The sequence below is a fragment of the Anaerobutyricum soehngenii genome, assembly GCF_009697165.1.
GTDB lineage: Bacteria > Bacillota > Clostridia > Lachnospirales > Lachnospiraceae > Anaerobutyricum > Anaerobutyricum soehngenii.
Genome location: NZ_VULP01000002.1, coordinates 1 through 25,919, shown reverse-complemented (window position 1 = coordinate 25,919; position 25,919 = coordinate 1). Strand labels below are relative to the sequence as shown.

At 38.4% G+C, this 25,919-nt stretch carries 27 protein-coding genes; 2 read left to right on the top strand and 25 right to left on the bottom strand.

The features are described 5' to 3' along the window. Window positions 1-99 precede the first annotated feature (99 nt). Window positions 100-1,617, bottom strand: coding sequence for a xylulokinase (gene xylB / locus FYJ25_RS01585; protein ID WP_021908270.1), 1,518 nt, complete (start codon window positions 1,615-1,617; stop codon window positions 100-102). A gap of 76 nt (window positions 1,618-1,693) precedes the next feature. After that, window positions 1,694-2,731 carry an NAD(P)-binding domain-containing protein gene (locus tag FYJ25_RS01580; protein ID WP_021908271.1) on the bottom strand — a complete coding sequence of 346 codons (1,038 nt, stop codon included), beginning with the start codon at window positions 2,729-2,731 and terminating at the stop codon, window positions 1,694-1,696. A gap of 393 nt (window positions 2,732-3,124) precedes the next feature. Here FYJ25_RS01580 and FYJ25_RS01575 point away from each other — a divergent pair, with 393 nt between their 5' ends. After that, window positions 3,125-4,072, top strand: a complete 948-nt coding sequence (locus tag FYJ25_RS01575; protein ID WP_154580367.1) for a sugar-binding transcriptional regulator — start codon at window positions 3,125-3,127, stop codon at window positions 4,070-4,072. 115 nt (window positions 4,073-4,187) lie between these two features. On the opposite strand, the gene FYJ25_RS01570 is transcribed toward FYJ25_RS01575, so the two are convergent. The 5 genes from FYJ25_RS01570 to FYJ25_RS01550 form a co-directional block, all read right to left on the bottom strand. Beyond that, window positions 4,188-4,919, bottom strand: a complete 732-nt coding sequence (locus FYJ25_RS01570; protein WP_021908273.1) for a YebC/PmpR family DNA-binding transcriptional regulator — start codon at window positions 4,917-4,919, stop codon at window positions 4,188-4,190. Between the two features lie 152 nt (window positions 4,920-5,071). Then, on the bottom strand, window positions 5,072-6,244 hold the full coding sequence (locus FYJ25_RS01565) for an aminotransferase class I/II-fold pyridoxal phosphate-dependent enzyme (protein ID WP_154580366.1): 1,173 nt from the start codon (window positions 6,242-6,244) through the stop codon (window positions 5,072-5,074). Window positions 6,245-6,311: 67 nt separating this feature from the next. Next, window positions 6,312-6,659 carry a type II toxin-antitoxin system PemK/MazF family toxin gene (locus tag FYJ25_RS01560; RefSeq protein WP_021908275.1) on the bottom strand — a complete coding sequence of 116 codons (348 nt, stop codon included), beginning with the start codon at window positions 6,657-6,659 and terminating at the stop codon, window positions 6,312-6,314. Between the two features lie 118 nt (window positions 6,660-6,777). Further along, window positions 6,778-8,280 carry an NAD(P)H-hydrate dehydratase gene (locus tag FYJ25_RS01555; protein WP_154580365.1) on the bottom strand — a complete coding sequence of 501 codons (1,503 nt, stop codon included), beginning with the start codon at window positions 8,278-8,280 and terminating at the stop codon, window positions 6,778-6,780. 193 nt (window positions 8,281-8,473) lie between these two features. Beyond that, complete coding sequence (locus FYJ25_RS01550) at window positions 8,474-9,136, bottom strand: redox-sensing transcriptional repressor Rex (protein ID WP_154580364.1); 663 nt, start codon at window positions 9,134-9,136, stop codon at window positions 8,474-8,476. 187 nt (window positions 9,137-9,323) lie between these two features. Between FYJ25_RS01550 and FYJ25_RS01545 the strand changes: the two genes are divergently transcribed. After that, window positions 9,324-11,252, top strand: coding sequence for an ABC-F family ATP-binding cassette domain-containing protein (locus FYJ25_RS01545; RefSeq protein WP_154580363.1), 1,929 nt, complete (start codon window positions 9,324-9,326; stop codon window positions 11,250-11,252). A gap of 135 nt (window positions 11,253-11,387) precedes the next feature. Here the strand turns inward: FYJ25_RS01545 and FYJ25_RS01540 are convergent, their stop codons facing one another. The 18 genes from FYJ25_RS01540 to ylxM form a co-directional block, all read right to left on the bottom strand. After that, the gene (locus FYJ25_RS01540) at window positions 11,388-12,782 is read right to left on the bottom strand and encodes a hydroxymethylglutaryl-CoA lyase-like TIM-barrel protein (RefSeq protein WP_096241550.1); all 1,395 of its coding nucleotides are present in this window, start codon (window positions 12,780-12,782) and stop codon (window positions 11,388-11,390) included. A gap of 434 nt (window positions 12,783-13,216) precedes the next feature. Next, a complete protein-coding gene (gene plsY / locus FYJ25_RS01535; RefSeq protein WP_096239435.1) occupies window positions 13,217-13,849 on the bottom strand; it encodes a glycerol-3-phosphate 1-O-acyltransferase PlsY in 633 nt (210 codons plus the stop codon). Next, window positions 13,850-15,175, bottom strand: a complete 1,326-nt coding sequence (der, locus tag FYJ25_RS01530; RefSeq protein WP_021908282.1) for a ribosome biogenesis GTPase Der — start codon at window positions 15,173-15,175, stop codon at window positions 13,850-13,852. After that, complete coding sequence (locus FYJ25_RS01525; RefSeq protein ID WP_154580362.1) at window positions 15,168-16,502, bottom strand: DUF512 domain-containing protein; 1,335 nt, start codon at window positions 16,500-16,502, stop codon at window positions 15,168-15,170. The genes der and FYJ25_RS01525 overlap by 8 nt, the downstream gene beginning before the upstream one ends. 87 nt (window positions 16,503-16,589) lie before the next feature. Then, on the bottom strand, window positions 16,590-17,426 hold the full coding sequence (gene pgeF / locus FYJ25_RS01520) for a peptidoglycan editing factor PgeF (protein ID WP_154580361.1): 837 nt from the start codon (window positions 17,424-17,426) through the stop codon (window positions 16,590-16,592). A gap of 34 nt (window positions 17,427-17,460) precedes the next feature. Continuing rightward, a complete protein-coding gene (locus tag FYJ25_RS01515) occupies window positions 17,461-17,829 on the bottom strand; it encodes a YraN family protein (RefSeq protein WP_154580360.1) in 369 nt (122 codons plus the stop codon). A 4-nt stretch (window positions 17,830-17,833) separates the two neighbouring features. Continuing rightward, complete coding sequence (locus FYJ25_RS01510) at window positions 17,834-18,601, bottom strand: ribonuclease HII (RefSeq protein WP_096239431.1); 768 nt, start codon at window positions 18,599-18,601, stop codon at window positions 17,834-17,836. Between the two features lie 3 nt (window positions 18,602-18,604). After that, the gene (lepB, locus tag FYJ25_RS01505) at window positions 18,605-19,216 is read right to left on the bottom strand and encodes a signal peptidase I (protein WP_096239430.1); all 612 of its coding nucleotides are present in this window, start codon (window positions 19,214-19,216) and stop codon (window positions 18,605-18,607) included. A gap of 50 nt (window positions 19,217-19,266) precedes the next feature. Continuing rightward, entirely contained in the window at window positions 19,267-19,869 is a 603-nt protein-coding gene (gene lepB / locus FYJ25_RS01500) for a signal peptidase I (RefSeq protein WP_096239429.1), read from the bottom strand. After that, a complete protein-coding gene (gene ylqF / locus FYJ25_RS01495; protein ID WP_096239428.1) occupies window positions 19,859-20,707 on the bottom strand; it encodes a ribosome biogenesis GTPase YlqF in 849 nt (282 codons plus the stop codon). Before ylqF ends, lepB (FYJ25_RS01500) begins: the two co-directional genes overlap by 11 nt. A gap of 23 nt (window positions 20,708-20,730) precedes the next feature. After that, on the bottom strand, window positions 20,731-21,276 hold the full coding sequence (lepB, locus tag FYJ25_RS01490) for a signal peptidase I (protein ID WP_096239427.1): 546 nt from the start codon (window positions 21,274-21,276) through the stop codon (window positions 20,731-20,733). 76 nt (window positions 21,277-21,352) lie between these two features. Beyond that, window positions 21,353-21,700, bottom strand: a complete 348-nt coding sequence (rplS, locus tag FYJ25_RS01485) for a 50S ribosomal protein L19 (RefSeq protein ID WP_021908291.1) — start codon at window positions 21,698-21,700, stop codon at window positions 21,353-21,355. 87 nt (window positions 21,701-21,787) lie between these two features. After that, window positions 21,788-22,534, bottom strand: coding sequence for a tRNA (guanosine(37)-N1)-methyltransferase TrmD (gene trmD, locus FYJ25_RS01480; RefSeq protein ID WP_021908292.1), 747 nt, complete (start codon window positions 22,532-22,534; stop codon window positions 21,788-21,790). Continuing rightward, entirely contained in the window at window positions 22,534-23,043 is a 510-nt protein-coding gene (gene rimM / locus FYJ25_RS01475) for a ribosome maturation factor RimM (protein WP_096239425.1), read from the bottom strand. Before rimM ends, trmD begins: the two co-directional genes overlap by 1 nt. 93 nt (window positions 23,044-23,136) lie before the next feature. Further along, window positions 23,137-23,367, bottom strand: coding sequence for a KH domain-containing protein (locus FYJ25_RS01470; protein ID WP_096239424.1), 231 nt, complete (start codon window positions 23,365-23,367; stop codon window positions 23,137-23,139). Between the two features lie 18 nt (window positions 23,368-23,385). Continuing rightward, window positions 23,386-23,631, bottom strand: coding sequence for a 30S ribosomal protein S16 (rpsP, locus tag FYJ25_RS01465; protein WP_021908295.1), 246 nt, complete (start codon window positions 23,629-23,631; stop codon window positions 23,386-23,388). A gap of 99 nt (window positions 23,632-23,730) precedes the next feature. Then, entirely contained in the window at window positions 23,731-25,086 is a 1,356-nt protein-coding gene (gene ffh, locus FYJ25_RS01460; RefSeq protein ID WP_154580359.1) for a signal recognition particle protein, read from the bottom strand. An 18-nt stretch (window positions 25,087-25,104) separates the two neighbouring features. Beyond that, window positions 25,105-25,461: a YlxM family DNA-binding protein gene (gene ylxM, locus FYJ25_RS01455; RefSeq protein WP_154580358.1), complete on the bottom strand. Its 357-nt coding sequence runs from the start codon at window positions 25,459-25,461 to the stop codon at window positions 25,105-25,107. Between the last annotated feature and the right edge of the window lie 458 nt (window positions 25,462-25,919).

Below are 25,919 nucleotides of genomic sequence, written 5' to 3'. Positions count from 1 at the left end.
CTGGTTTTCTTTTTAAGAGAACCTCAATGCCTCTATTGGTTTCTTTTTCGCTGCTTTATTTGCTGGATAAATTCCAAATCTATTACTTCGACTCTATTTTTAATATTGGAAATCAATATTTAAGATAGATTTCCAGTTTTCTTTTAACTTTGGATAAAGTGCATCGAATTCACGATATACTTTATCATAAATAAATGCAAATTCTTCGTCCGGTTTATAAACTTCGTCTCGCATTTTAATAATCTTATCACAGGCATCAACCACACTTGGGTATGCTCCGGTACCCACTGCTGCTAAAATTGCCACACCAAGGGCTGCGCTATTTTCAGAATTCATATCTGGAAGTGTTACTGGCATATTATAGATATCTGCCATAAGCTGTCTCCAGAATGGACTCTTTGAACCACCACCGCACATCCGCATTGTTTCCGGACGTACACCACAATTACGAATTCCGGTAAGAATATCTCGTAATGCATACGTTGTTCCTTCCATTACGGCTCTTGTCATATCTGCTCTTGTATGAATTGCAGCAAGTCCTACGAAAGAACCTCGACAGTTCAAGTTAAAATGAGGAGACTGTTCTCCATTTAAATATGGCAGATAAATTAAACGGTTTGCACTTGGGTTAGAAGATGCAGCATCTTTGTTAATCTGCTCATATTCTAAATCATCTGGATAGAAGTTATTTCTCCACCATTTAAGAGAAGCTCCACAGGAATTTACACTTCCCATAAAATGCCATGCTCCCGGAACCGGCATACAGAATGTATATACAGATTTATTAATATCAAGTACCGGTTCCTCGGAAAAAGCAAATACTGTTCCACTCGTTCCAATTGTTGTCATAGCTCGTCCCGGTGCTACAACACCTGTTCCTACACCTCCGGCAGAGTTATCACTTGCACCTCCGACTACGGCACATTTTGATGTGATTCCCATTAACTTTGCAACTTCTGGAAGAACATATCCCGTAATTTCCTGGGATTCGTATACTTTACCAAGCATTGCCTCGTTAAGATTCATGGCAGTCATAATTTCATCAGACCATTTTCTATTTGGAATATCAAGAATCTGTGTTGCAGAAGCATCGGACACTTCTGTCGCATATTCGCCAGTCAGACGATAGCGCAGATAATCTTTTGGCAATAAAATGTGTTCTACTTTTTCATAAATCTGTGGCTGATTTTCTTTTACCCACTGAATCTTTGCTGCAGTAAGACCCGGTCTTGCAGGAGTAAGAGAATATTTCATAAATAAATCGTCTCCTACGATATGTCGTACATGCTCACAAGATTCAGAAGTTCTTCCATCATTCCATAAGATTGCACGACGAAGAATCTCTCCATTCTTGTCAAGCATAACTGCTCCCATCATCTGCCCTGAAATTCCAAGACCCATTACCTGTTCCGGTGCAATACCTGACTGATCCATAACCGCTTTAACTGTCTTTAATGCTGCCTGATACCAATCTTCCGGATTCTGCTCAGACCAGCCGTTATGTGGCTGATACAATGGATATTCCACAGCAGAAGCTGCAATTTCCAATCCATTTACATCAAATAATACTGTCTTTAAACTACCTGTTCCTAAATCTAACCCTAAATAATATGTCATTATTTTCCCCCGATCTTTTTTATGTACTTTCAGAACTTTTCTGTACTTTCTTTTTCAAAAAATTCTTTTCAAATTGTTACATATGTCTTTCAAACTTCTTCCATGGAATATTAAGTGTTGCATGTTCATTCAGCAAGCCGTCTACATGCATTAATAATGGGAAATCATCAATACTTACTTTACCTGCTTTTGCCAACGCCTTTACTGCACGAGCAGTTCTTGTTGCGATAACAACTGCCTCCAATGTCTGACCCTGTAACTGTTCTAATGTTTCTTCAATAGTGTAACCTTTTCCAAGAAGTAAACCTACTGTTCTGCTTCGTCCGGCTGATACTGTAACGTCTAAGTCTCCGGCTGCAAACATAATATTATCTACACCACCGCCTACAATTCTTAATAGTTCTAACATTTCCTTTACACTTTCCTGGAAAAGTGCAGATTTCATATTATTATGATCGATTCCGTCATCACCAAGTTTCTCTTTAATTCCAATTGCCAATGCTGTGCCAAGTGCATATCCATTCTTCAACGCTACCGCACATTCTAAGCCGACAACATCTTTTGTCAGGCTGATAATGTAGTAATCTGTTGAAAACAAACTGCGAATCCATTCTAATGTTTCGAAATCAGGACCACAATATGCCACAAAAGATGGATCGTGATCAGATAAATCTCTTGCCGTACAAGGACCACCTATAGCATATAATCTTAACTTACTTCCTTCTGGAAGTTTTTCCTGCCAGTATTCCGGATAGGTCTGCATCGTTCCATCTTCATAATCAAGCATTCCTTTTGTTACAGAAATTAATGGAATACTTTCGTCAAGAATCGGAAGAATCTCATCTGCAAACCACTCTACACCAAAGCTAGATATACCACATACAATCAAATCTGCTCCCTTAATTGCTTCCTTAACATCCGCACATTTAATATAGTTAATTCCATCGTGTAAAGTTCTTCTTAAGTTGACATGGTAATTATCCTCACGAAGTCTGTCAATAACCGCATCATCTAAAGGACTTCCTACTAAACGTACCTCATGTCCATTCTCAAAAAGTGGAAAAGTAAGCGCAGAAGCCATCTGTCCTGCTCCGATCAATGTTACAACACTCATAATTGTACCTCCTAGATATTACTCGAATCCCGTCTGTATCCTTAGATTCCTACTATTCTGCATCTCCAGTCGTATCGTTTACAAAACCTGAAAAGCAACCCTTTAGATTATTGAAATATTTCTCATTATTAAGGAGAATCATTTCATTTGTTGTTTATAGTATAGATTTTATTGTGAGAAAAGTCAATCGGCATATGAAACAAATTTCACATATGAAAATTGTTCATAATGAATAAGTGCATATTCTCGTAAATTATAGCCGCAAATTTCCTTTTATGATATACTTATTACTATTCAAGAATATCTCGACACTCTTGCTGCGAGATGTGCGTTATTATTTTACAAAGGCTTTTATGAATTACGAATCTTTTTACAGAGAGGATTAATAGAAATATGGATACAAATAAAATCACACAGATGATCCGCATTGCAAAAATGCATTATGAATTAAACCGTACACAGCTTGAGATTGCAAAAAAAGAAGGGATAAGCAAGGCCACTGTCAGCAGGATTTTAAAATCTGCTATGGATAAGGGTATTATCGAGGTTCGCATTAAAGATTCGATCTTGAATGATACAGCACTCGAAAAAGACCTGATAGATGCTTATCCGATTAAACGTGCTGTTATTGTTCCTGATCTGGTAGAAAATGAGCAGATTCTTCTCCAGGATGTCTGTGCTGCTTTGATAGATGATCTTCCAAGATATGTAAAAAACGATAGTGTGATTGGCGTTTTTTATGGTCATACATTAACTGCCCTTGCACGTCAGCTTCCTAAAATCAAGCGTAAGGGAGTATCTGTAATCCAGCTTGCCGGCGGATTTTCGCGGGCCGTTTATGAGTCAAATTCTCTATCTATCCTTCGAAGTTTTGCCGATTGCTTTGGTGGAACTGCTTATCAGATTCCTGCTCCTGCAATGGTAGAAAAACCATTTATTGTGGAAGCTCTAAAGCAGGACTCACAGATTGCGAAAGTTTGTGATATGGCAGAAATATGCGAAACAGCTATTTTTTCTGTCGGCAACTTAGAGCGCCCTTCTATTCTCTATGAAATGGGACTGATTACATCAATCGAATACCAGGATATGATACACCGCGGAGCAATCGGTGACTGCTGCTCTCACTTCTTAAATAAAAATGGAGATGTATTTGACGAAACAATGGATGCACGTGTTGTAGGACCTTCACTTGAAACCATCAAGAAAATCCCTAACAAAATGCTTGTTGTTTCCGGCAAAAAGAAAGCGGCGGTCATCCATGCTGCCCTAAAAGGCGGGCTTGCAGACAGTCTTTATATTGATTCCCCTACTGCAGAAGAATTATTAAAAAAACAATTTTAATTTAAGAATGTCTCAAGAAGAGATGGGAGTTATCTTTAACAGACAAAAACCAGAGATTTGCTATAGCACAAATCTCTGGTTTTTTATTTTTATCTCCTAATGGAAATCCGTATAATTATTCTTCTTCCCAGTTATGATATACTGCCTGTACATCATCGTCTTCATCAAGTAAGTCTAATGTACGGTTAAGATTCTTAATATCTTCTGGGTCTGTCAATGTTACGTAGTTGTCCGGAATCATTGTTACTTCTGCGGATGCCATTGGTACGCCTTCTTTTTCAAGTGCTTCTCTTACTTCACCAAATACATCTGGATCTGTAGTGATTTCGTAGCTGTCATCTTCTTCTACGAAGTCTTCTGCACCTGCATCTAATGCAACCATCATGAATTCATCTGGATCTGTTTCATACTCTTCTTTCGATACGATAATCTGTCCTTTTTTCTGGAACATGAAAGATACACAACCAGATGTACCGATATTTCCACGACCTTTAGAGAATGCGGAACGAACGTTAGCTGCAGTACGATTCTTATTATCTGTTAATGTTTCTACGATAATCGCAATACCGTTAGGACCGTATCCTTCGTATGTATTCTGTACATAGTTTACGGAGTTTGCGTCTCCGGCAGCTTTCTTAATACCTCTTTCAATCGTATCATTAGGCATATTGTTTGATTTTGCTTTAGCGATTACATCTCGAAGCTTACTGTTATTAGCAGGGTCTGGACCGCCTTCTTTTACTGCTACTGCAATTTCACGACCGATTACGGTAAAAATTTTACCTTTTGCAGCATCATTTTTCTCTTTTTTGTGTTTAATGTTCGCAAACTTGGAATGTCCTGACATTTTATCTTCTCCTTACTTTTTATAATATTTACGTACTCAAAACTATTCAATGCCAAGAATCAACGCATCTATAATGCTTTGAATAGTTGCAAATACTCTTTATAGGCATAACTTTTCTAAGTTTATCACCGTTTTATCATGTAGTCAAGTGGTTACTCTTTGATAATTCCGGACTCTTTGATGCTATCAATTGCTTTTTTTATTTCTGATGGGGGTAGTACAAGAGCAAAACGAACATATCCTTCTCCCAGACTTCCAAAGCTGCTTCCCGGTGTACAGATTACTCCGGTCTTTTCCATGAGTTCCATAACAAATTCATTGGAATTAGCATAACCTTTTGGTAACGGTCCCCATGCAAACATTGTTCCTTCACTGTCTGGAATGTTCCAGCCAATTTCACGAAGTCCTCCACATAAAGCATCTCGTCTTTCCTGATATGCCGCACATTGTTCTTTTACTGCTGTATCATCAGAATAAAGTGCTGCTACGGCACCTGCCTGTACCGGAAGGAAAATTCCATAATCTATCTGGGAACGGAAACGTTTAAACACTTCAATAACTTTTGCATTACCAATTACAAAAGACATTCTTGCACCTGTATAATTATAGCTTTTAGACAGAGAATAGAATTCCACACCAACTTCTTTTGCTCCCGGAAATGAGAGGAAAGACTTTCCTTCTTTCCCATCGTATATAATGTCAGAGTAGGCATTATCATGAATAATTAATATATTATTTTCTTTTGCAAATGCAATCAATTTCTCATAAAATTCATCTGGTGCCGTTTTGCAAATAGGGTTCGCCGGATAAGATACAACCATGATTTTGGCTGCTTCTTTTACATCCTGCGGAATAGCATCAAAATCCGGAAGATAATTATTTTCCTCTGTTAATGGATAAAACCACTGGTTACTCTGTGCAATAAATGCTCCCGTTGAAAAAATAGGATAGCCTGGATTCGGTAAAAGTACGATATCTCCCGGGTTAATCAGCGGGAGAAAAATATGTGCCATCCCTTCCTGGGATCCATAAACTGACATGATTTCGTTTTTGGCAATATCTATATAATATCTTTTTTTATAACGATGAACGACCGCTTCTAAAAGTTCTTCTGTTTCTCCTAAAGAATAATGATAATTTTCCGGATGAAGGCAAGCTTCTGACACTGCTTTCATTACACATTCCGGTGTTTCAAAATCCGGTGTACCTACAGAAAAATTATAAATCTTTTTTCCCTGTTTTTCTAATTCTTTCTTTTTTTTATCTAAAATCTGAAAAATTCCTGCTTCAAAATTTTTCATTTTTTCTGCTGGTTCAAAATTCATTGTTGTTCTCCTTTGTGTTATCAATCTACTTAAAATTCAAGAATGTCAGAACATTCTTAAATTACCTTTATGTAATCAGTTCTAAACTGATTTTTAAGGCATAGTTTACTCTTTTTAGTGTATCTGTGTCAAGATGGCATACACGTTCTTTTAACCGCTGTTTATCAATGGTACGTATCTGTTCTAATAGTACGACAGAGTCTTTTGTAATATCACATTCTGCTGCAGAAAGCTCCACATGAGTTGGCAGCTTTGCCTTATTCATCCGGCTCGTGATCGCTGCACAGATTACTGTAGGACTATGGCGATTTCCTGCATCATTTTGAATAATGAGAACCGGACGAACACCACCCTGTTCTGAGCCTACAACCGGACGCAGATCCGCATAATAAATATCTCCCCGTTTTATCATCATTTTCACTCACTCCATTTTACTTTTCTTTCTAAATGAAGTATTTCCAGTAAACATCATGAGTATTCTGATGATTTTTTTCTTTCTGATTTTTTCTTTTTGATCTTTCCCCTGAAATTTTTTATTTCAAAACTTTTTCCAGATAATTCGGCAAATCTCCTGCAAGTACACTATAATATCCCTTTTCTTTTGAGGCGGCATCTCCCGCAAGTCCATGACAATACACTCCTAATCGTGCTGCAGTTAACAAACTAAGCCCACCTGCCAGAAAACCACAAATTATTCCGGTTAAAACATCACCGCTTCCGCCTGTTGCCATCCCATTATTTCCACTCATATTAATATATGAAGGAGCATTTCCATCAGATACAATTGTCCTTGCATCTTTTAGGACGATTATATGATCTTGATCTGCTATCTTCATCGCTGCTTTTGGCAGATTACTCTGAATCTCCGTTATTTCTTCTTCTATCAGCCTGGACATCTCTTTTAGATGTGGCGTTAATATGATTCCACTCTTATATTCATAGAATAATTGTTTTATCTCTCTATCATTTTTCAATAAAACAGCCAGATTATTTAATCCATCCGCATCAATCACAAGCGGGACTTTTCCCAATGCAAGAACCTGCTTTAATAATCTTCTGGCAAATATACTCTGTCCAATTCCTGGACCAATACCGATAACTGATGCCCAGGAAATCGCTTCCGGCAAAATCTCTCCCGCCTTTTCTTCTGAATCATATGTTGTAAGAATCGCTTCCGGAAGCTTTTCTTGTAAAATTACCCGGTTTTCTTCACAGGAAAAAATCCGTACCAGCCCACTTCCGCTTTTATAAGCTGCCGTTCCGCTTAAAACTGCTGCTCCAGCCATGTTTTTCGCCCCAGCAATCAATAATACCTTCCCATAATTTCCCTTATTCGTCCAGGCTTTTCGTTCTGGCAGCAGAGCAAGATCCTCTTTTACAAAAGAAATCATCTTCGGAGCAATTTTTTCTACCGCTTTGTTTGGGAATCCAATTTCCTTTACAATAACTTCTCCACTGATATCCGCTCCCGGATACAGGAGCAGCCCAGCTTTTAGTAGTCCAAACGTAACCGTCAAATCCGCGCAAAAAGCTATACCAAGAATCTGTCCTGTTGAAGCATCTACACCCGATGGCACATCAACCGCTACTTTTAACGCTTTCTTCTGATTCATTCTCTCGATCACTTCTCTGTGCTGTCCAGCTACTTCTCTTTTTAATCCGACACCGAAAACAGCATCGACGATCACATCATATTCTTCTTCTGGAAACTCCATCAAAAACTGCGCTTCCATCTGCTCTAAAACTTTCTTCTGAATCTGATGAGAATCTGAATCATGTGGAATCGCTCCGATTTCATAAAAATCAACATTGTATCCATCTTCTAATAAAAGACGCCCAAGTGCCAGACCATCTCCACCGTTATTGCCCTTTTCCGTAACAATAAGTACATGACTCTTTGTTGATACTCTCTCTAAAAAGACTTCTTCTAAAGCAAGCGCCGCCTTTTCCATTAAAACAATACCAGGAATCCCCATCGTATTTATACTATACGCATCAATCTGCTGCATTTCTTCTCTCGAAGCAACGTAACGCATCTTTAAACCTCCTGTTTCTTAAAAAATGTACCCCAGAGTCGTTGCTGTACTTACTGTTGTAAGAAGATTCCGAGCATACATACGTAATTTGCGATTGAGCAGTCAGCAAAAAGAGATGAAAAACAATGCTTTCTATCACACAGCTTTTCATCTCTTTACTTTCTTTTACAATATATACTTTGTAATAATTATTCTATTGATTCTGACTGTGAATTCTATAAGACAATGTCATAATACTCTCTGCAAGATGTACATTCTCAACCAGAATATCTTCTGAAAAATGTAAATCTACTGGTGCAAAGTTCCATAATGCCTTAATTCCTAAATCAACTAACTTTTCTGCAACCTTTACTGCTTTTGACTTCGGTAACGTTAATGCAGCAATCATTACCTCATGCTCTTTTAAAAATGTTTCCAGCATGTCGATATCATATACTTCCACACCCCGCACTGTCATACCAATTAATCTTGGATTCACATCGAAAAGTCCGATAATTTTAAATCCATTACTGTCAAAATCCTGGTTATTCGCCAACGCCTGACCAAGATTACCCGCACCTACGATAACGATGTTATTTGTTCTATCCAGACCCAGAATCTTACCCATCTCATTATAAAGATACTCTACATTATAACCATACCCCTGCTGACCAAACCCACCAAAATTATTTAAATCCTGACGAATCTGAGAAGCAGTGACGTTCATTCTCTGACTCAGTTCCTTCGAAGAAATACGAACAACATCCTTCTTCAGTAAATCTCCAAGATACCGATAGTACCGGGGTAATCTTTTTATCACTGCCGGAGAAATTGACTTTTCATTCCCTGTTTTTACAACTGCTTTATTGTCTGGCATAAGATCCTCCCTTTGATAAAAAATTCCCATTCTCAAGTTTTACTTAATCAATTATATACAAAAATAGTTTTAATGTCAAATAGGATTGTTAAAAATTCCAACACTTATTTACTTATTATTTCTTTCATGATAAAATACATCAGAAATATTTCTTCTATATAATAATATAATCAATTTGGAGGTTATTATGATTTTAGCCTGTCAGAAAATCGAAAAAGCATTCGGAGGAAAATCCGTATTAAATAATGTTAATTTTTTAATTAATGAAGGGGAAAAGGCTGCTGTAATCGGTATCAACGGTGCCGGTAAAACAACTCTTTTCAAAATTATCACTGGAGAATATGAGGCAGATCATGGGGAGGTTATCTTTCAGAAAGGCTCTACTTATGGCTACTTATCCCAGGTCATCGACGTAAGTTCTCATCGCAGCATTTATGAAGAAATGCTTGATGCAAAAAAAGATATCATCGAAATGGAAAAGAAAATACGTCAATTAGAAAAAGATATCAGTACTTTGTCCGGTGAAGCATTAGAAAGAGCAATGGAAAGTTATTCCCGTCTTACTGACCACTTTGAGAAGGCAAACGGTTATGCCTGGAAAAGCGAAATTACCGGTGTATTAAAAGGCCTCGGCTTTGATGAAAGCCAGTTTGACACACCAATCCATACTCTTTCTGGAGGGCAGAAAACCCGCGTAGCACTCAGCCGTATTCTTCTGATGCACCCAGATCTCATTTTACTTGATGAGCCGACTAACCACCTTGATATGGAATCCATTCGCTGGTTAGAAACTTTCCTTTCTAACTACCGGGGTGCGGTGCTTATTGTTTCCCATGACCGCTATTTTCTTGATAAAGTTGTTGATAAAGTAATCGAGATCGAGCGTGGAAACAGTCAGGTATTTAACGGCAACTACAGTGCTTACGCCGAAAAGAAAAAAGCACAGCGTGATGCCCAGATGAAACTTTACATGAATCAGCAACAGGAAATCCACCATCAGGAGGAGGTAATCACAAAGCTTCGCTCTTTCAATCGTGAAAAGTCCATCAAACGTGCGGAAAGCCGGGAGAAAATGCTTAGTAAAATTGAACTTGTCGATAAACCTGTGACTTTAAATAGTAAGATGCGTATCACTTTAGAACCGGAAGTACTTAGTGGAAACGATGTTCTTACTATTGAGGGACTTTCCAAATCTTTTGGTGATAAGGCTTTATTCCGTAATTTAAATGTTCAGATTAAACGTGGGGAAGTTGTTGGACTCCTCGGTGCCAACGGTACCGGAAAAACCACTCTTTTAAAAATCATTAACCGCCAGCTTCGTGCTGACTCTGGAAAAATCCGCTATGGCTCTAAGGTCTCTATCGGTTATTATGATCAGGAACAACATGTATTAGACGATTCCAAAACAATTTTTGATGAAATTTCTGATGCCTATCCAAAGCTGACTAATACCCGCATCCGAAATGTTCTTGCTGCCTTTCTTTTTACCGGCGAAGATGTATTTCAGGTCATCGGCACTTTGAGTGGTGGCGAAAAAGGACGAGTTTCTCTCGCTAAACTCATGCTTTCCAATGCGAACTTCATCATTCTTGATGAGCCGACCAACCATTTAGACATCCAGTCCAGAGAAATTTTAGAAGAAGCGATTAACAACTATGAGGGAACTGTATTTTACGTTTCCCATGACCGTTACTTCATTAATCAAACAGCCACAAGAATCCTGGACTTATCCCCAGAAGGCATCGTAAACTATAAAGGCAACTACAACTATTACTTAGAACAAAAAGAAGCTGGAAACGTATCTGCTGACAGCGATAACATCACACTTGCTGCCTCCGCTGATAAATCTCCTGCCCCTTCTCCAGAAAAAGCCAAGGAGGACTGGAAACGTTCGCGTGAAGAGGCCGCAAAACAGCGTAAGCGTGCCAACGATTTAAAGAAGACAGAAAAAGAAATCAGTCGCTTAGAAGCAGAAAATGATCAGTTAAAAAATGAAATGGCATTACCTGAAAATGCTACCAATGTATCAAAACTTATGGAACTCAATACTAAATTTGAAGAAAATGAATCTACCTTACTAGAACTCTATGACAAATGGGAAGAATTATCAGAATAATTTTTAATTTGTAGATTCGATATAGACAGAAAAACGATATATTCCTCCGCCCTGTAATTGCATCTGGAATATATCGTTTTTTTATTTTTTCTGTCTACTTTAAATCCTTCGTATTAAGTTCTGTTTTTAACTGATTTATGGGATTAGGTTAACATTTAATTTTTTGCTGCTTTCTTTAATTACTTTTTCTAATTCGCCATCTGTAATTGCAGTTACTCGACCTGTTTCATATTCCTGATCAACCCACTTCTTTACCTCGGCTACCAGTGGACTCTTCTTGTCTACTGCCTTATCTCCCTTTAAGCGATAGTAAGTATTTATCCAATGGGCAATTCCAGCAAGTCCGCTTGTATTTGATACCGCTACAAGCACCGGACGGTTTAACAATTTATCTGTATCAAATATGTTATAGATTTCTTCATTTTTAAGAAGACCATCTGCATGGATTCCGGCTCTTGTCACATTAAAGTTCTTTCCTACAAACGGTGTTCTTTCCGGAATGTGATATCCAATCTCTTTCTCATAATACTCTGCCAGTTCTGTAATAACTGTAGTATCCATTCCGTCTAATGTTCCACGAAGCTGGGCATATTCAAATACCATTGCCTCAAGCGGGGTGTTTCCTGTACGTTCACCGATTCCAAATAATGCACTGTTTACAGCAGATGCTCCATAAAGCCATGCTGTTGTAGAATTATTCACTGCTTTATAGAAATCATTATGACCATGCCATTCTAGTAATTCTGATGGTACTCCGGCATGTTCTTTTAATCCATAAATAATTCCCGGCACAGAACGTGGAATCACAGCTCCTGGGAAGTTTACTCCATATCCCATCGTATCGCAGGCACGAATTTTTACAGGAATACCATACTCATCTTTTAATTTCATAAGCTCCAGACAAAATGGAATAACAAATCCATAAATATCAGAACGGGTAATATCTTCCAGGTGGCATCTTGGACTGATTCCGGTTTCAAGACATTCTCTTACAACGCCTAAATAATGTTCCATCGCCTGTTTTCTTGTCATTTTCATTTTATAGAAAATATGGTAATCAGAACAGCTTACAAGAATTCCGGTTTCTTTTAAACCAATTTCTTTTACTAATTCAAAGTCTTTCTTACTTGCACGAATCCAGCTTGTAATTTCAGGAAATTTATAACCCTTTTCCATACATTTATATACCGCATCTCTATCTTTTTTACTATATAAGAAAAATTCGCACTGACGAATAATTCCTTTCGGTCCTCCTAAGCGGTGGAATGCATCATATATATGCACGATCTGATCTGTTGAATACGGCGTTCTTGACTGCTGTCCATCGCGGAAAGTTGTATCCGTAATCCAGATATCTTCCGGCATTTCATGAGGTACGATTCGGTCATTAAAGGCTATTTTCGGCACTTCCTCATACGGGAACAGATTACGGAATACATTAGGCTTATCCGTATCAACCAGCGGGTACATATATTCATCTAATTTCAATAAATTTGATTTTTTGTTCAGCCGAACTGAGCGGTTATCCATTTCCATAGTTCTATCTCCATTTCTTTTATTAATATGACGGCAATTCACAATCTATAAAAACCCATATAGTATAGCATAGTTTCCAAAAGTATCCTGACTTTCAAGTCGAGCAACCTGAATTGCATAAATCATTTTTAAAAACTTCATTTTATTCCCGTTATTATTCTATCATTAAAGTTAAATTTGTCAAGAGATAGTATTTTTTATATCTTCTTTCGCATAATACATTTCATTTTCCTTCATTTACTTTATCATTGCACAGCGTCATATCTAAGAGTTCCTGTCTACGTTTCAAATAAAAGAAAAACAAAAAACGATATATCCCACCTGTTCTGTAAATGCTGCGTAAAAAATGTTCTTGCATCTTGAACGCATCTCAAAACTTCAGATGAGATATATCGTTTTTATTCTTTCCAATCTAAAACCGGAAATTATTATTTATTAACATTTACTTTCTGTCCGATCTTACTTTCCGTTCCAGATAAAAGTCTGCCAATATTTGCTCTATGGCGATAAATTGCAAAAAATGCATAAAGGACACACATCGCAAATAAATCCCATCTTCCTGGATGAAAAATAAGAATTTCTACTACGATACCTGCTGATAATAGGATCGAAGCTAAGGAAACATATCTTGTTACAGCTGTGACTGTCACAAAGATAATAAAACAGCATAAACCGATTCTCCAGTCAAAAGCCATCATTGCGGCGGCTGTTGTCGCAATTCCTTTTCCTCCTTTAAACTTTAAGAAAACAGGATAATCATGTCCCATTACTGCCGCAAACCCTGTAACAAGCTGAATCAGTTCTGCATTCAAATCTGGTACAGCCGGACATAATACAAACTTTACAATAAGTACCGGAACAAAGCTTTTTAATGCATCTCCAAGGAAAGTAAGTAATGCACGAGTTTTACCAAGTACACGAAGTACATTCGTTGTACCAGAATTCCCGCTTCCATAGTCACGAATATCCATTCCGCATAACTTTCCTACAAGGTAACCACTTTCAATGCAGCCGCAAAAATAGCCTACCACAATTACAAGCACATAATATACAGCAGTCATTTACTTCTCCTTTCTCTCACGATAGATGAAATGGATCGGAGTACCACGAAAACCAAATGTCGTACGGATCTGATTCTCAATATATCTGGTATATGAAAAATGTGTCAGTTTCTTCTCGTTAATGAACATAACAAATGTCGGCGGCTTTACAGAAACCTGAGTAATATAGTAAATTCGTAAACGCTTACCTTTATCTGATGGTGGCTGCTTCATAGCCATTGCTTCGGTAAGAATTTCATTTAAGACACCTGTCTGTACACGAAGGGCACAGTTTTCAATTACGGCATCAATCATATCAAAAAGCTTTGGAAGTCTCTGTCCTGTCTTTGCAGAAAGGAAAATCAGTTCCGCATATGGCATATAGGAAAGCTTTTCGCGAATCTTTTCTGTGAACTTCTTCATCGTGGTATTATCTTTTTCCACAAGATCCCACTTGTTCACTGCAATAATCATACCTTTACCACGTTCGTGGGCAATTCCTGCAATCTTTGCATCCTGCTCCGTAATTCCTTCCGTTGCATCAATAATCAAAACGGCAACATCACAACGCTCTACGGCTGTAACGGTACGAATAATACTGTAACGCTCTAATTCTTCTTTAATCTTACTCTTTCTACGAAGCCCCGCTGTATCAATAAAGATATATTCCTGACCATTACGCTTTACCGTTGTATCAATCGCATCTCTTGTCGTTCCTGCAACCGGAGATACAATCACTCGTTCTTCTCCAAGAAGCTTATTGATAATCGAAGACTTACCTGCATTCGGTTTACCGATTACCGCAATCTTCGGACGTTCATCTTCCTCTTCCTCTTCTCGTGCCGGTGTTTCAAACTGTTCAATTACATGATCTAACATATCACCTATTCCAAGTTTGCCCTGTGCAGAAACAGGAATCGGATCACCAAGACCAAGATTATAAAATTCATAGACATCCGGCATATATTTTTCAAAGTTATCTACTTTGTTTACGACAAGAAGAACCGGACGATGCGAACGGCGTAACATATCTGCCACTTTAAAATCTGCATCTACAAGTCCCTGACGTACATCTACAAGGAACAAAATAACATCTGCTGTCATAATTGCTGTCTCTGCCTGTTCCCTCATTCGTGAAATGATAATATCATCAGACTCAGGTTCAATTCCTCCGGTATCAATCAGGGTAAACTGATAGTCTAACCAGCTGACCTCCGCATAGATACGGTCCCTTGTTACTCCTGGTGTGTCTTCTACTATTGAAATCCTGCTTCCTGCTAACGCATTAAACAGCGTAGATTTCCCTACATTCGGGCGGCCTACCACCGCAACAACCGGTTTACTCATAATTTCCTCCATTCTCTATCGTAATAATTTTATCAACAAAGTCTCTTCCCTCTGATTGTATAATATTTACGGGAACTTGTAAAGAATCGGAAAGTTCCTTTAATGAAATGTCATCAAGGAAAATATCCTCATCTGCTTTTAACACATTGCATGGAAGGAGTAGTTCCTCTCCAAGCATCTTTCCTTTTAACTGTGCAATAATATCCTGTCCGGTCAAAAGACCCGAAACTGTAATATGTTCACCAAAAAATTTATTAATAATGCAGTACACAGCTATCTTAATACCAGGGAATTTCTTTTCCACATCCGCTGCAAGCTTTTTAATCGTTGGATAAGCAAGTTTCGCTGTCGCGATTGCCACATGTTTTTCCCGATTATCACCGGTAAGTTCTTCAAGGCGTTCTTTTACTTCCTCTAGCAAAAGCCGCATCATACCGACACCATTTTCAAGCTGTCCATAGCCTTCATAATACGCCTCATCTGGGAATTCCTGTTCTGCGAGAATAAACCATTCATCGCTTGCATGAACAAAGGTTGTTCCATAATTTTCACGAAAATAATCCTGCCATTTATGAATCTGCTTCAGTACTTTACCTGCATCTTCTTTTTCAAAAAGTTCAAGCGGAGCAAGCCCTTCTCTGTACTTTGTAAGACCAACCGGAACGACAGATAAACTTTCCATGTACGGAAGAAACTTTCCAAGATCAGATATCGTCCGATCAAGTTCTTCTCCGTCATTCAGTCCTTTACACAGTACGACCTGACTGTTCATGCGAATGCCTGCTTTATAAAGTCGTCCTATTTTTTCTAAAATATCTCCTGCAAAACGATTGTGAAGCATCTTACATCGAAGCTCTGGATTCGTTGCATGAACAGAGATATTAATTGGTGATAAATGATACCGAATCACTCTTTCGATGTCTTTATCACGCATATTGGTTAATGTAATATAATTCCCCTGTAAAAAAGACAAACGTGAATCATCATCTTTAAAGTAAAGTGTTTCTCTCATTCCCGGAGGCATCTGGTCAATAAAGCAGAACATACATTTATTACAGCAGGAGTGGTATTCATCCATGAGAGAAGATTCAAAAGTAATTCCTAAGTCTTCGTCCTCATCTTTCTCAATCTCCAATACACACTCTTCCCCGTCTTTTGTGAGAACCAGCACATCTAAATACTCTTCTTCCACATAATATTGATAATCAAATATATCTTCTATTTCATTTCCGTTGATTTCCTCTATGGCATCCCCCGGCTCTAAACCAAGTTCTTCAGCAATACTTCCCGATTCAACCGAGGCAATAATATGCAAATGTTTTTTCATTCTTCTTCTCCATTTATTCAAAGATTCCTGACATAAATCACATAATTCAAGAATGCCTCGGCATTCTTGCTGCGAGATTTTAAAAAGTTATAGACACATAAAACAGCCCATATTTCCTCTTTTCCCATGACTTGCTCTATGTGAAAATAACTTGTCGCTATTACAACAGGTACAAATGTCTGTGATATCCAGATTCTCCTTACGGATTCCCGCCTGTGTAAGTATGAGTTCATTTACCTTCCATAAATCCAACTGATACTTTCCATTACCTTTATCATCCATGATCAACGGTATTTCCTCCGGCAAAAACACTTTCTTAAATGCATCTGCAACTTCTTCACCAACTTCATAGCAGTTTCGACAAATAGACGGACCAATTGCCGCAATAATATTCTCTGGCTTACTTCCGTATTCATTTTGCATATATACTACAAACTTTGCTCCAATCTTTTTTACAGTACCACGCCAGCCAGAATGAGCCATTCCAGCCACATGATGTTCTGGATCATAAAAAAGAAGAGGAACACAATCGGCATAAGAAGTATAGAGGGGAATCCCTTTCTCATCTGTAATAAGTGCATCAATTCCCGGCACTGTTTCTCTTACAATGCCATCGCCCTTATCCTTTGCTGTAACTTTACGAATTCTGGTCTCATGAATCTGAGAAGACAACACCAGATCTGCTGCATTAAAACCAATTGCTTCTCCGATTCTTTGAAAATTTTCCTGTACTTTTTGTGGATCGTCTCCACGAGTAAATGACAGATTCATTGAAGAAAGATATCCTTCACTTACACCGCCGATTCGAGTAGAAAACCCATGACATACTCCAGCCTTCACAAGCTTTGGAAATGTAAGGAATACTACACCATTTTTCTCATTTATCATTGTCGAATGATTCTCATTAGCATATACAAACTTCATAGCTTTCTCCACTGTTTCTAATTCAATCCAACACTTATTCCTGAAACTCAAATGCATTCTTTATCCAGTGACATTGTAAATCTTTATCTACTTCTATAACATCAAATCGAACAGCAGTTGTGTCCATAAGCTGTTTTTTCATACGATAATAATTTAATGTATAACAGATTCTTTTTTGTTTTTTTAAATTAACTGCTTCTGCTGGAGTACCACATTCTTTATTTCTTCTCATCTTTACTTCCACAATAAGAATGGTTTCTTTTTCCAGCGCAATAATATCAATTTCTCCATGGTAACTTCGAAAGTTTCTCTCCAGTATGCGAATCCCCTTTTCCTCAAGAAAAAGAGCTGCTGCTTCCTCTGCAGCCATTCCGTAATTTCTTCGCACTGCTGCCTTCTCCATTCCTTTAAATCTGCTCCCCACAAATGTTTTTAAGGAAACTGCGGCGATGTATTGGACATGGACCCTGTCGATGTATCGCCTCGATATGTTCCTTAGAACCATATCCCTTATTGGATGCAAAATCATATCCTGGGAAAATATGATCATACTCTTCCATCATACGATCTCTGTAAACTTTTGCCATAATACTTGCTGCTCCGATAGAAATACTTTTGGCATCTCCCTTGATAATCGGAACCTGTTTCATGTCCATTCCCGGAATCGTTACTGCATCATTTAATAACAGACTTGGCTTCACAGACAGATTTGCAACCGCCTGGCGCATCGCTTCATACGTTGCCTGTAAAATATTGATTTCATCAATACGCTCTGGAGAAGCCATTCCGATTCCTACAGAAACCGCTTCTTTTTGAATTACCTCAAATAATTCTTCTCTCTTTTTTGCAGAAAGCTTCTTTGAATCATTAATGTATAAGATTCTGCTTTCTTTTGGCAAAACAACCGCTCCGGCTACAACCGGACCTGCTAATGGTCCCCGGCCCACTTCATCGATTCCACAAATAAACTCATATTGACTGTATTCTTTCTCAAACCGGCACAGATTCTCTATTCTCTCTACTTCCTGATAATACTTTTCCACCTTTTTTTTCTGAGAAAGTAAAAAACTCTGTACGCCTTTTCTTTCATCGTTCTGATACAATACAATCTGTGCAGAAATTTCTTCTGGGGTAAGATTTTTAAATTCTTCTTTTATAGCAGTAATACTTTTCATTTTTTAAGAAACCTTTCCAAACTTATTTAACGGCCAGATTCTTATCCATACCTTACCAATAATTTGTGAACGGTGTACCGGACCAACCTCCTCATAGCGGCTGTCATAACTGACAGGACGGTTATCTCCCAAACAAAAATACTCATCCTTACCAAGTTTTTGCGCACTCTTTGCCACACCTGCCTCATCGATATAATCCGTAATGCCGTATATATCGCTTTTTAGCTTCTTTCCATTGATATAAACCTTGCCCTTTTTTATTTGCACCGTTTCTCCCGGCAGCCCTATAATACGCTTTATATAATACGGGTGTTCTCCATATTCTTCCGGTCCCGGAAAAATAACAATATCATATCTTTCTGGTTCATGAAAACGGTAGGATAATTTATCCATGATAAGGTTCTGTCCATCAGAGAGAGTCGTATCCATAGAATCTCCTCGTACAACTGTCCTCTGTCCTACATAGTGAAGTATAAAATATACTATCGCACATAAAATAACAAGATACAGTATTGTACCAATCACTTCTTTCACGTTCTTTCTTCTCTGTTCTTTTCTTCTGCGCTGCCGCCTTCCCAGTCTTACTTCCTGGTTCTTCCTTGCTCTTCTAGCCATATTTCGCAGACACCTTCCATTCAAGATACTTTTTAAGATACTTTATCAAATCAGGAAACTTTTCCAAACTTATTTAATGGCCAGATTCTTATCCATACCTTGCCAACAATCTGTGAACGCTTTACGGGGCCAACAATCTCATAACGGCTATCCTGACTGACCGGACGATTATCCCCTAAACAGAAATACTCATCCTTCCCTAATGTCACCGGCTCCTCGGCTATTCCCGGATAATCAATATAATCTGTAATGCCATATACATCACTCTTTAGCTCTTTATCGTTAATATAGACCTTTCCATCTTTAATCTGGACGGTTTCACCTGGCATTCCGATAATCCGCTTAATATAATACGGATGCATTCCTTCTTCTTCTGGTCCAGGGAAAATGATAATATCATATCTCTTTGGATCATGAAAACGATAGGAAAGCTTATCCATAACCAGATTCTGTCCATTTGCCAATGTGGTATCCATAGAATTTCCATTAACCACTGTTCTCTGTCCTACAAAATGTAAAATAAGAAATACAAAAATACAGACACCGGCTATGTATGCGATCGTACCTAAAATATTTTTTGCAGTACTGTTTTCCTTTGTCCCACTCGTTTCTTTCTCACTGTTCTTCTCTGTTTCAATTTCTTTATTGCTCATCTGGCACCTCCAAAGACAACTTGCCAAGACGCAGGGAACGGAAATCCTCTAAAAGAAGTCGTCCTGCTTTGTCAATATCCATCTGATTTCCTTTCATCAGACATCCTCTCACTCTTGCAATTTCTTCAAGAATCTCTAAATTCTCTTTGCCCTCATCTACAGCATATCTTTCTTCCAGTACCCCTTTATAGGTTTTCTTCAGGAAATCAATAAACGCAATTGCCATCTCTGTTGTATTAAGAATCTCTTCTTTAATAGAACCAATTAATGCCAGTCGGAGTCCAACTGCCTGATCTTCAAATTTCGGCCATAAAATACCTGGCGTATCTAAAAGCTCGACATTCTTATTAATCTTAATCCACTGCTTTCCCTTTGTAACACCTGGCTTATTTCCTGTCTTCGCACAGGCTTTGCCTGCAAAAGAATTGATAAAAGTAGACTTTCCTACATTCGGAATTCCTACAACCATCGCACGTAGTGGACGGTTTAATATTCCTCTTTTTTTATCTCTTGCCTTTTTTTCCTGACAGACCTTTTCTATCAGAGACTTTACTTCTTTCATTCCGGCACCTTTTTGTGAGTTCACCTTTGCCACAAAAAAACCTTTTGCTTCAAAATAACTCTGCCACGCTGCCGTTGTTTTTGCATCTGCCATATCTGCCTTATTTAGCACAATAAGACGATACTTATTCCTTGCCAGTTCATCTATGTCCGGATTTTTACTGCTAAGCGGAACTCTGGCATCTACCAGTTCCACTACAATATCAATTAACTTGATATTCTCCTGCATCATTCTTCTGGCCTTTGTCATATGACCAGGATACCACTGAAAATGCATTTCTTTCCCTCCTGCTATTCTTCCTACTGTCTCTTTGCTTTATGAATCGTACCTGTTATTTTACCGACAAATTGTGAACGTTTGATGTTTCCAATATTAGATACTCTTGAATCTTCACTGTTATTACAGTTATCTCCCATCACAAAATACTCATCATCTTCCAGTGCCACATCATATGCAGCTAAACCTGCTGAAAGGATTTCTTCCTCTGAAAAACCTTTCAGTTCTTTATTATTTATATAAATCTTTCCATTCTCTATCTTTACAGTTTCACCCGGCAGACCAATAACCCGCTTTACGGAATAATGTGTTGTAGAGCCATTCTCAAGTTCTAAAATAACCGCATCAAGCCTCTTCGGACTGCCGAATCGATAATCCAGTTTATTTACCAACACAGTATCTCCATCATAATATGCAGGTTGCATAGAATCCCCATGGACGGTTACTGTCTGAAAACAAAACTGAATAACCAAAAATGCTAACAGAATTGCTGCTGCAATCTCTCCGACCCATAGACCAATTCGGCGGATCATCAAATTTCTTCTTTCTAAATATCGATAATTTTTCATCTGTTTTCACCTGTTTCCCGGAAATCTGTATGGAAAAACAGGGCAAGTATAAATACTCGCCCCGATTTTTGTGATACTATTTAACTAATTCTTTTACCTTAGCTTTCTTACCGATTCTCTCACGTAAGTAGTAAAGTTTAGCTCTTCTTACTTTACCTTTTCTTACTACCTGAATCTTTGTAACGATTGGAGAATGTAATGGCCATGTCTTCTCAACACCAACACCATTGGAGAACTTTCTTACTGTGAAAGTTTCTTTTGCTCCACCGTTCTGTCTCTTAATAACAGTTCCTTCAAATACCTGGATACGCTCACGTGAACCTTCTACTACCTTTGCAGAAACACGAACTGTATCTCCAACGCGGAAACTATCAACTTCTGGTTTTAACTGTGCATCTTCAATGCTTTTAATAATATCTTTCATGTGTGACCTCCTATATATTCTCGGTGTTCTTAATACCTAAATGTAAAAGCGGACCACCTTTTTTCACAACTTGTTAAGTGTACCATACTATGCCTGGTCATGCAAGTCTTTTTTTAACTTTTTTAAATACTTTTCATCATCTTTAGATAAGTCAGCCTGCTCTAACAAATCTGGCCGTCTTTCTAAAGTTCTCTTCAACGACTGTTCCCGCCGCCATTTATCCACATTACCATGATGACCGGACAAAAGCACATCCGGAACCCTTTTCCCATGGAATTCTACCGGTCTTGTATACTGGGGATGCTCTAAAAGATTGTCATGGAACGACTCAAATTCAGCAGATTCTTCATTATTCAAAACTCCGGGTACAAGACGGGAAACCGCATCAATCATGACCATTGCCGGCAGTTCTCCGCCCGTAAGGACATAATCACCAATCGATACATAATCTGTTACGATTTCTTCTAAAATTCTTTCATCTACCCCTTCGTAATGTCCACATAGAAAAATCAGATCTTCTTCTTTAGCAAACTCTTCCGCCATTGATTGATTAAAAACAGCTCCCTGTGGTGTCACATAAACTACTCTTGGTTTTTTCTCTATATTCTGTGTAATATCCTCATACGCAAGATAAATCGGTTCCGGCTGCATCACCATTCCCGCTCCTCCACCATAAGGATAATCATCCACATGTTTATGTTTATCTTTGGAATAATCTCGTATATTTACCGCATTCAGATGAATATATCCATTCTGTAACGCTCTTCCGGTTACACTCGTATGAAGCCCTGCCTCAATCATATCCGGAAACAGAGTGAGTACATGGAAATTCATTAGTCCACCAGCCCTTTCAGCATATGAACCAAAATAATTTTCTCATCCATATCCACATCAAGAATACAATCTTTGATTGCCGGAAGAAGTACATGACCTCCATCGGATGTTTTTACTTCGTACACGTCATTCGCACCAGTCTCTATAACATCAACAAGCTCACCGATCGTTACACCACTTTCGTCAACAAGCGTAAGGCCCAGCAAATCTGCAACATAGTATTCATCCTCTTCTAATGGAACAGCATTCTCTCTCGTAACTTTAAGAGGACATCTCTTATACTTTTCTACGTCATTAATATCATCCAGTCCTTCAAACTTTACAAAAACAAACTGTTTGAAAAACTTACAATACTGCACCTTCTTCTCAACCAGTTCCTTACCTGTGTCAATAATGACCGTATCTAAGTCGAGGAATCTTTCTTTATCATCTGTTGTTGGAAAAACTTTGACTTCACCTTTCAGTCCATGTGTTCCCGTAATAATACCAATCTGAAATAAATCTTCCATACCTTATTATCTCCATTCTGCCGTTGAATTCTTCCCTGTATAGAAAAAAATGTTACCTGCTCAAATATTTACAGGTAACATTTCAAATGCCTATTACTGTGCGATATCAACTATCACTTTTTTATCATCGCGGGATGCCGCTGCCTTTACAACCGTACGGATTGCCTTTGCAATACGTCCCTGTTTGCCAATTACTTTGCCCATATCATCTGGAGCAACATGTAATTCTAAGATAATGGAGTTCTCTGTCTCCTTCTCTGTGACAGCAACTTCGTCCGGATGATCAACGAGAGAAACTGCTATAACTCTTACTAATTCTTTCATTATATTAGCCTCCAGTTATTATTTCTCAATACCGGCATTCTTTAATAATCTTGCAACTGTGTCTGTTGGCTGAGCTCCTTTAGAAAGCCAGTCTTTAGCTGCTTCTTCATCGATATTAACTACGCATGGTTCCTGGTTAGGATCGTATAAACCGATTTCGTCGATGTTTCTTCCATCTCTTGGAGATCTTGCATCTGCAACTACAATTCTATAGATAGGATTTCTCTTTTTACCCATTCTTTTTAATCTCATTTTTACTGCCATGTGATTCACCTCTTTCATAATATTTGTGTATAATTCATTCATCTATATTGGAACCGGTTACCCGGATACCATCGTTAATTAAACTTTTTAAATTTATATTTAAAATGGAAGCTTCATTCCACCAAGGTTAAATCCGCCTTTTCTGCGGCCACCCTTTCCCATCATTCCATTCATCTGCTTCATCATCTTACGTGACTGCTCAAACTGTTTGCAAAGCTTATTCACATCCTGAAGCTTTACACCAGCTCCTGCTGCAATTCTCTTCTTCCTGGAAGGGTTCAAAATACTTGGGTTTGCTCTCTCTTCCGGTGTCATAGAATAAATGATTGCTTCAATGCCGTCCATCGCTCCATCATCTATGTCTACATTCTTAAGCTGGCTTCCTACACCTGGAATCATAGAAAGGATATCTGTAAGACCACCCATCTTCTTAATCTGCTGCATCTGAGAAAGAAAATCATCAAAGCCAAACTCTGCTTTTCGAAGCTTCTGCTCTAACTTTCTTGCTTCTTCTTCATCCACTGCATTCTCCGCTTTCTCAATAAGAGTAAATATATCTCCCATTCCAAGAATACGGCTTGTCATTCGGTCTGGATAAAACTGCTGTAAATCTTCGAGTTTCTCACCCATACCTACATATAATATCGGCTTACCTGTTACCGCGCGGATAGAAAGTGCCGCACCACCTCTGGTATCACCGTCAAGCTTAGTTAAGATAACGCCGTCGATGCCAACCTTCTCTTCAAAAGTCTTCGCTACATTCACTGCATCCTGACCTGTCATAGCATCTACAACTAATACAGTCTGTGTCACATCAACGTTCGCTTTTATATTCTGCAGCTCCTCCATCATAGACTCATCTACATGAAGACGACCCGCAGTATCCAAAATAACAATATTATTGTCATTCTCTCTGGCATGCTCAATAGAAGCCTTGGCAATATCTACAGGATTCTGCTTATCTCCCATAGTAAACACAGGTACTCCCTGCTTTGCACCATTCACTTCCAACTGCTTGATCGCTGCCGGACGATATACGTCACAGGCAACTAATAAAGGCTTTTTCCCTTTCTTCTTGAGCTGTCCGGCAATCTTTGCACAGGTTGTTGTCTTACCTGCACCTTGAAGACCTGCCATAAGAAAAACGGTTATCTCATTCCCCGGCTTAATTACCAGTTCTGTCATCTCGGAACCCATTAAAGATTCCATCTCTTCTTTTACAATCTTTATTACCATCTGACCTGGATTAAGTCCAGTCAGAACATCCTGTCCTATCGCTCTGTCAGTTACTGTCTTGACAAAGGATTTTACTACACGGAAGTTAACATCCGCTTCCAACAGGGCTCTCTTTACTTCCTTCATCGCTTCCTTTACGTCAGCTTCTGTCAGACGGCCCTTGCTTCTTAAATTCTTAAAAACATTCTGTAATTTATCCGTAAGGCTCTCAAATGCCATAACAAAATCTCCCTGCTCTTAATACTCTTCCAGTATCTTACTGGACAGTTCTGCAATCTGTGCAATCTTTTCTCTGACAACGGACTTATCATCACACTCCGCAATCTCTTCTGCACATGTATGAATGGAAGCTACTGTCTTCTTTACTTTTTGAAAATGCTCTACCAGATGAAGACGATTCTCGTAATCTGTAAGAATCTTCTCACATCTCTTAATCAAATCATGCGCACCCTGCCGGCTGATTCCTCGAATTAATGCAATCTCTGTAGGAGATAAATCATTCTGAATGTATTCACCATAAACATCTTTCTGGTGCTGTGTCAGCAATTCACCATAAAAATCAAAAAGTAATGACTTCTCTACTATTCTATCCAATAGTCTCTCACCTCATGTCATGTAAAGTAGTTTTGCTTTACAGTTGGCTATTATATACGACACAAATATTTTTGTCAAGTACTTTTCCTTTCTTTTTTTAATACTAATTTATGAGGCTAAGGAAACGAAAACCAGAAATTTAATAAAACAGAAAATGTGAAGATAGTCGCAGCGTAGAAAATGCCTGCTCGGCATTTTTACTCGCTCCGACATCACATTTTCTGTTTTATTAAATTTCTGGTTTTCTGTTCTTTGGCTGCAGATGAAATTAGTATTTAAATTTTTTTTGGGTAATAATGGGATTGCCCAGAAGTCTATGCTGTTCATTAAAGTCAACTACCCACGACCTAAAGGTCATGGGCTTGTAACTGCCCAGTCGTACTAACGGCTTACACCTCCGACCTTTAATCCCCGATAGATATTGCTATCTAAAGTGGCGTTACATCATAGGGTGGTTG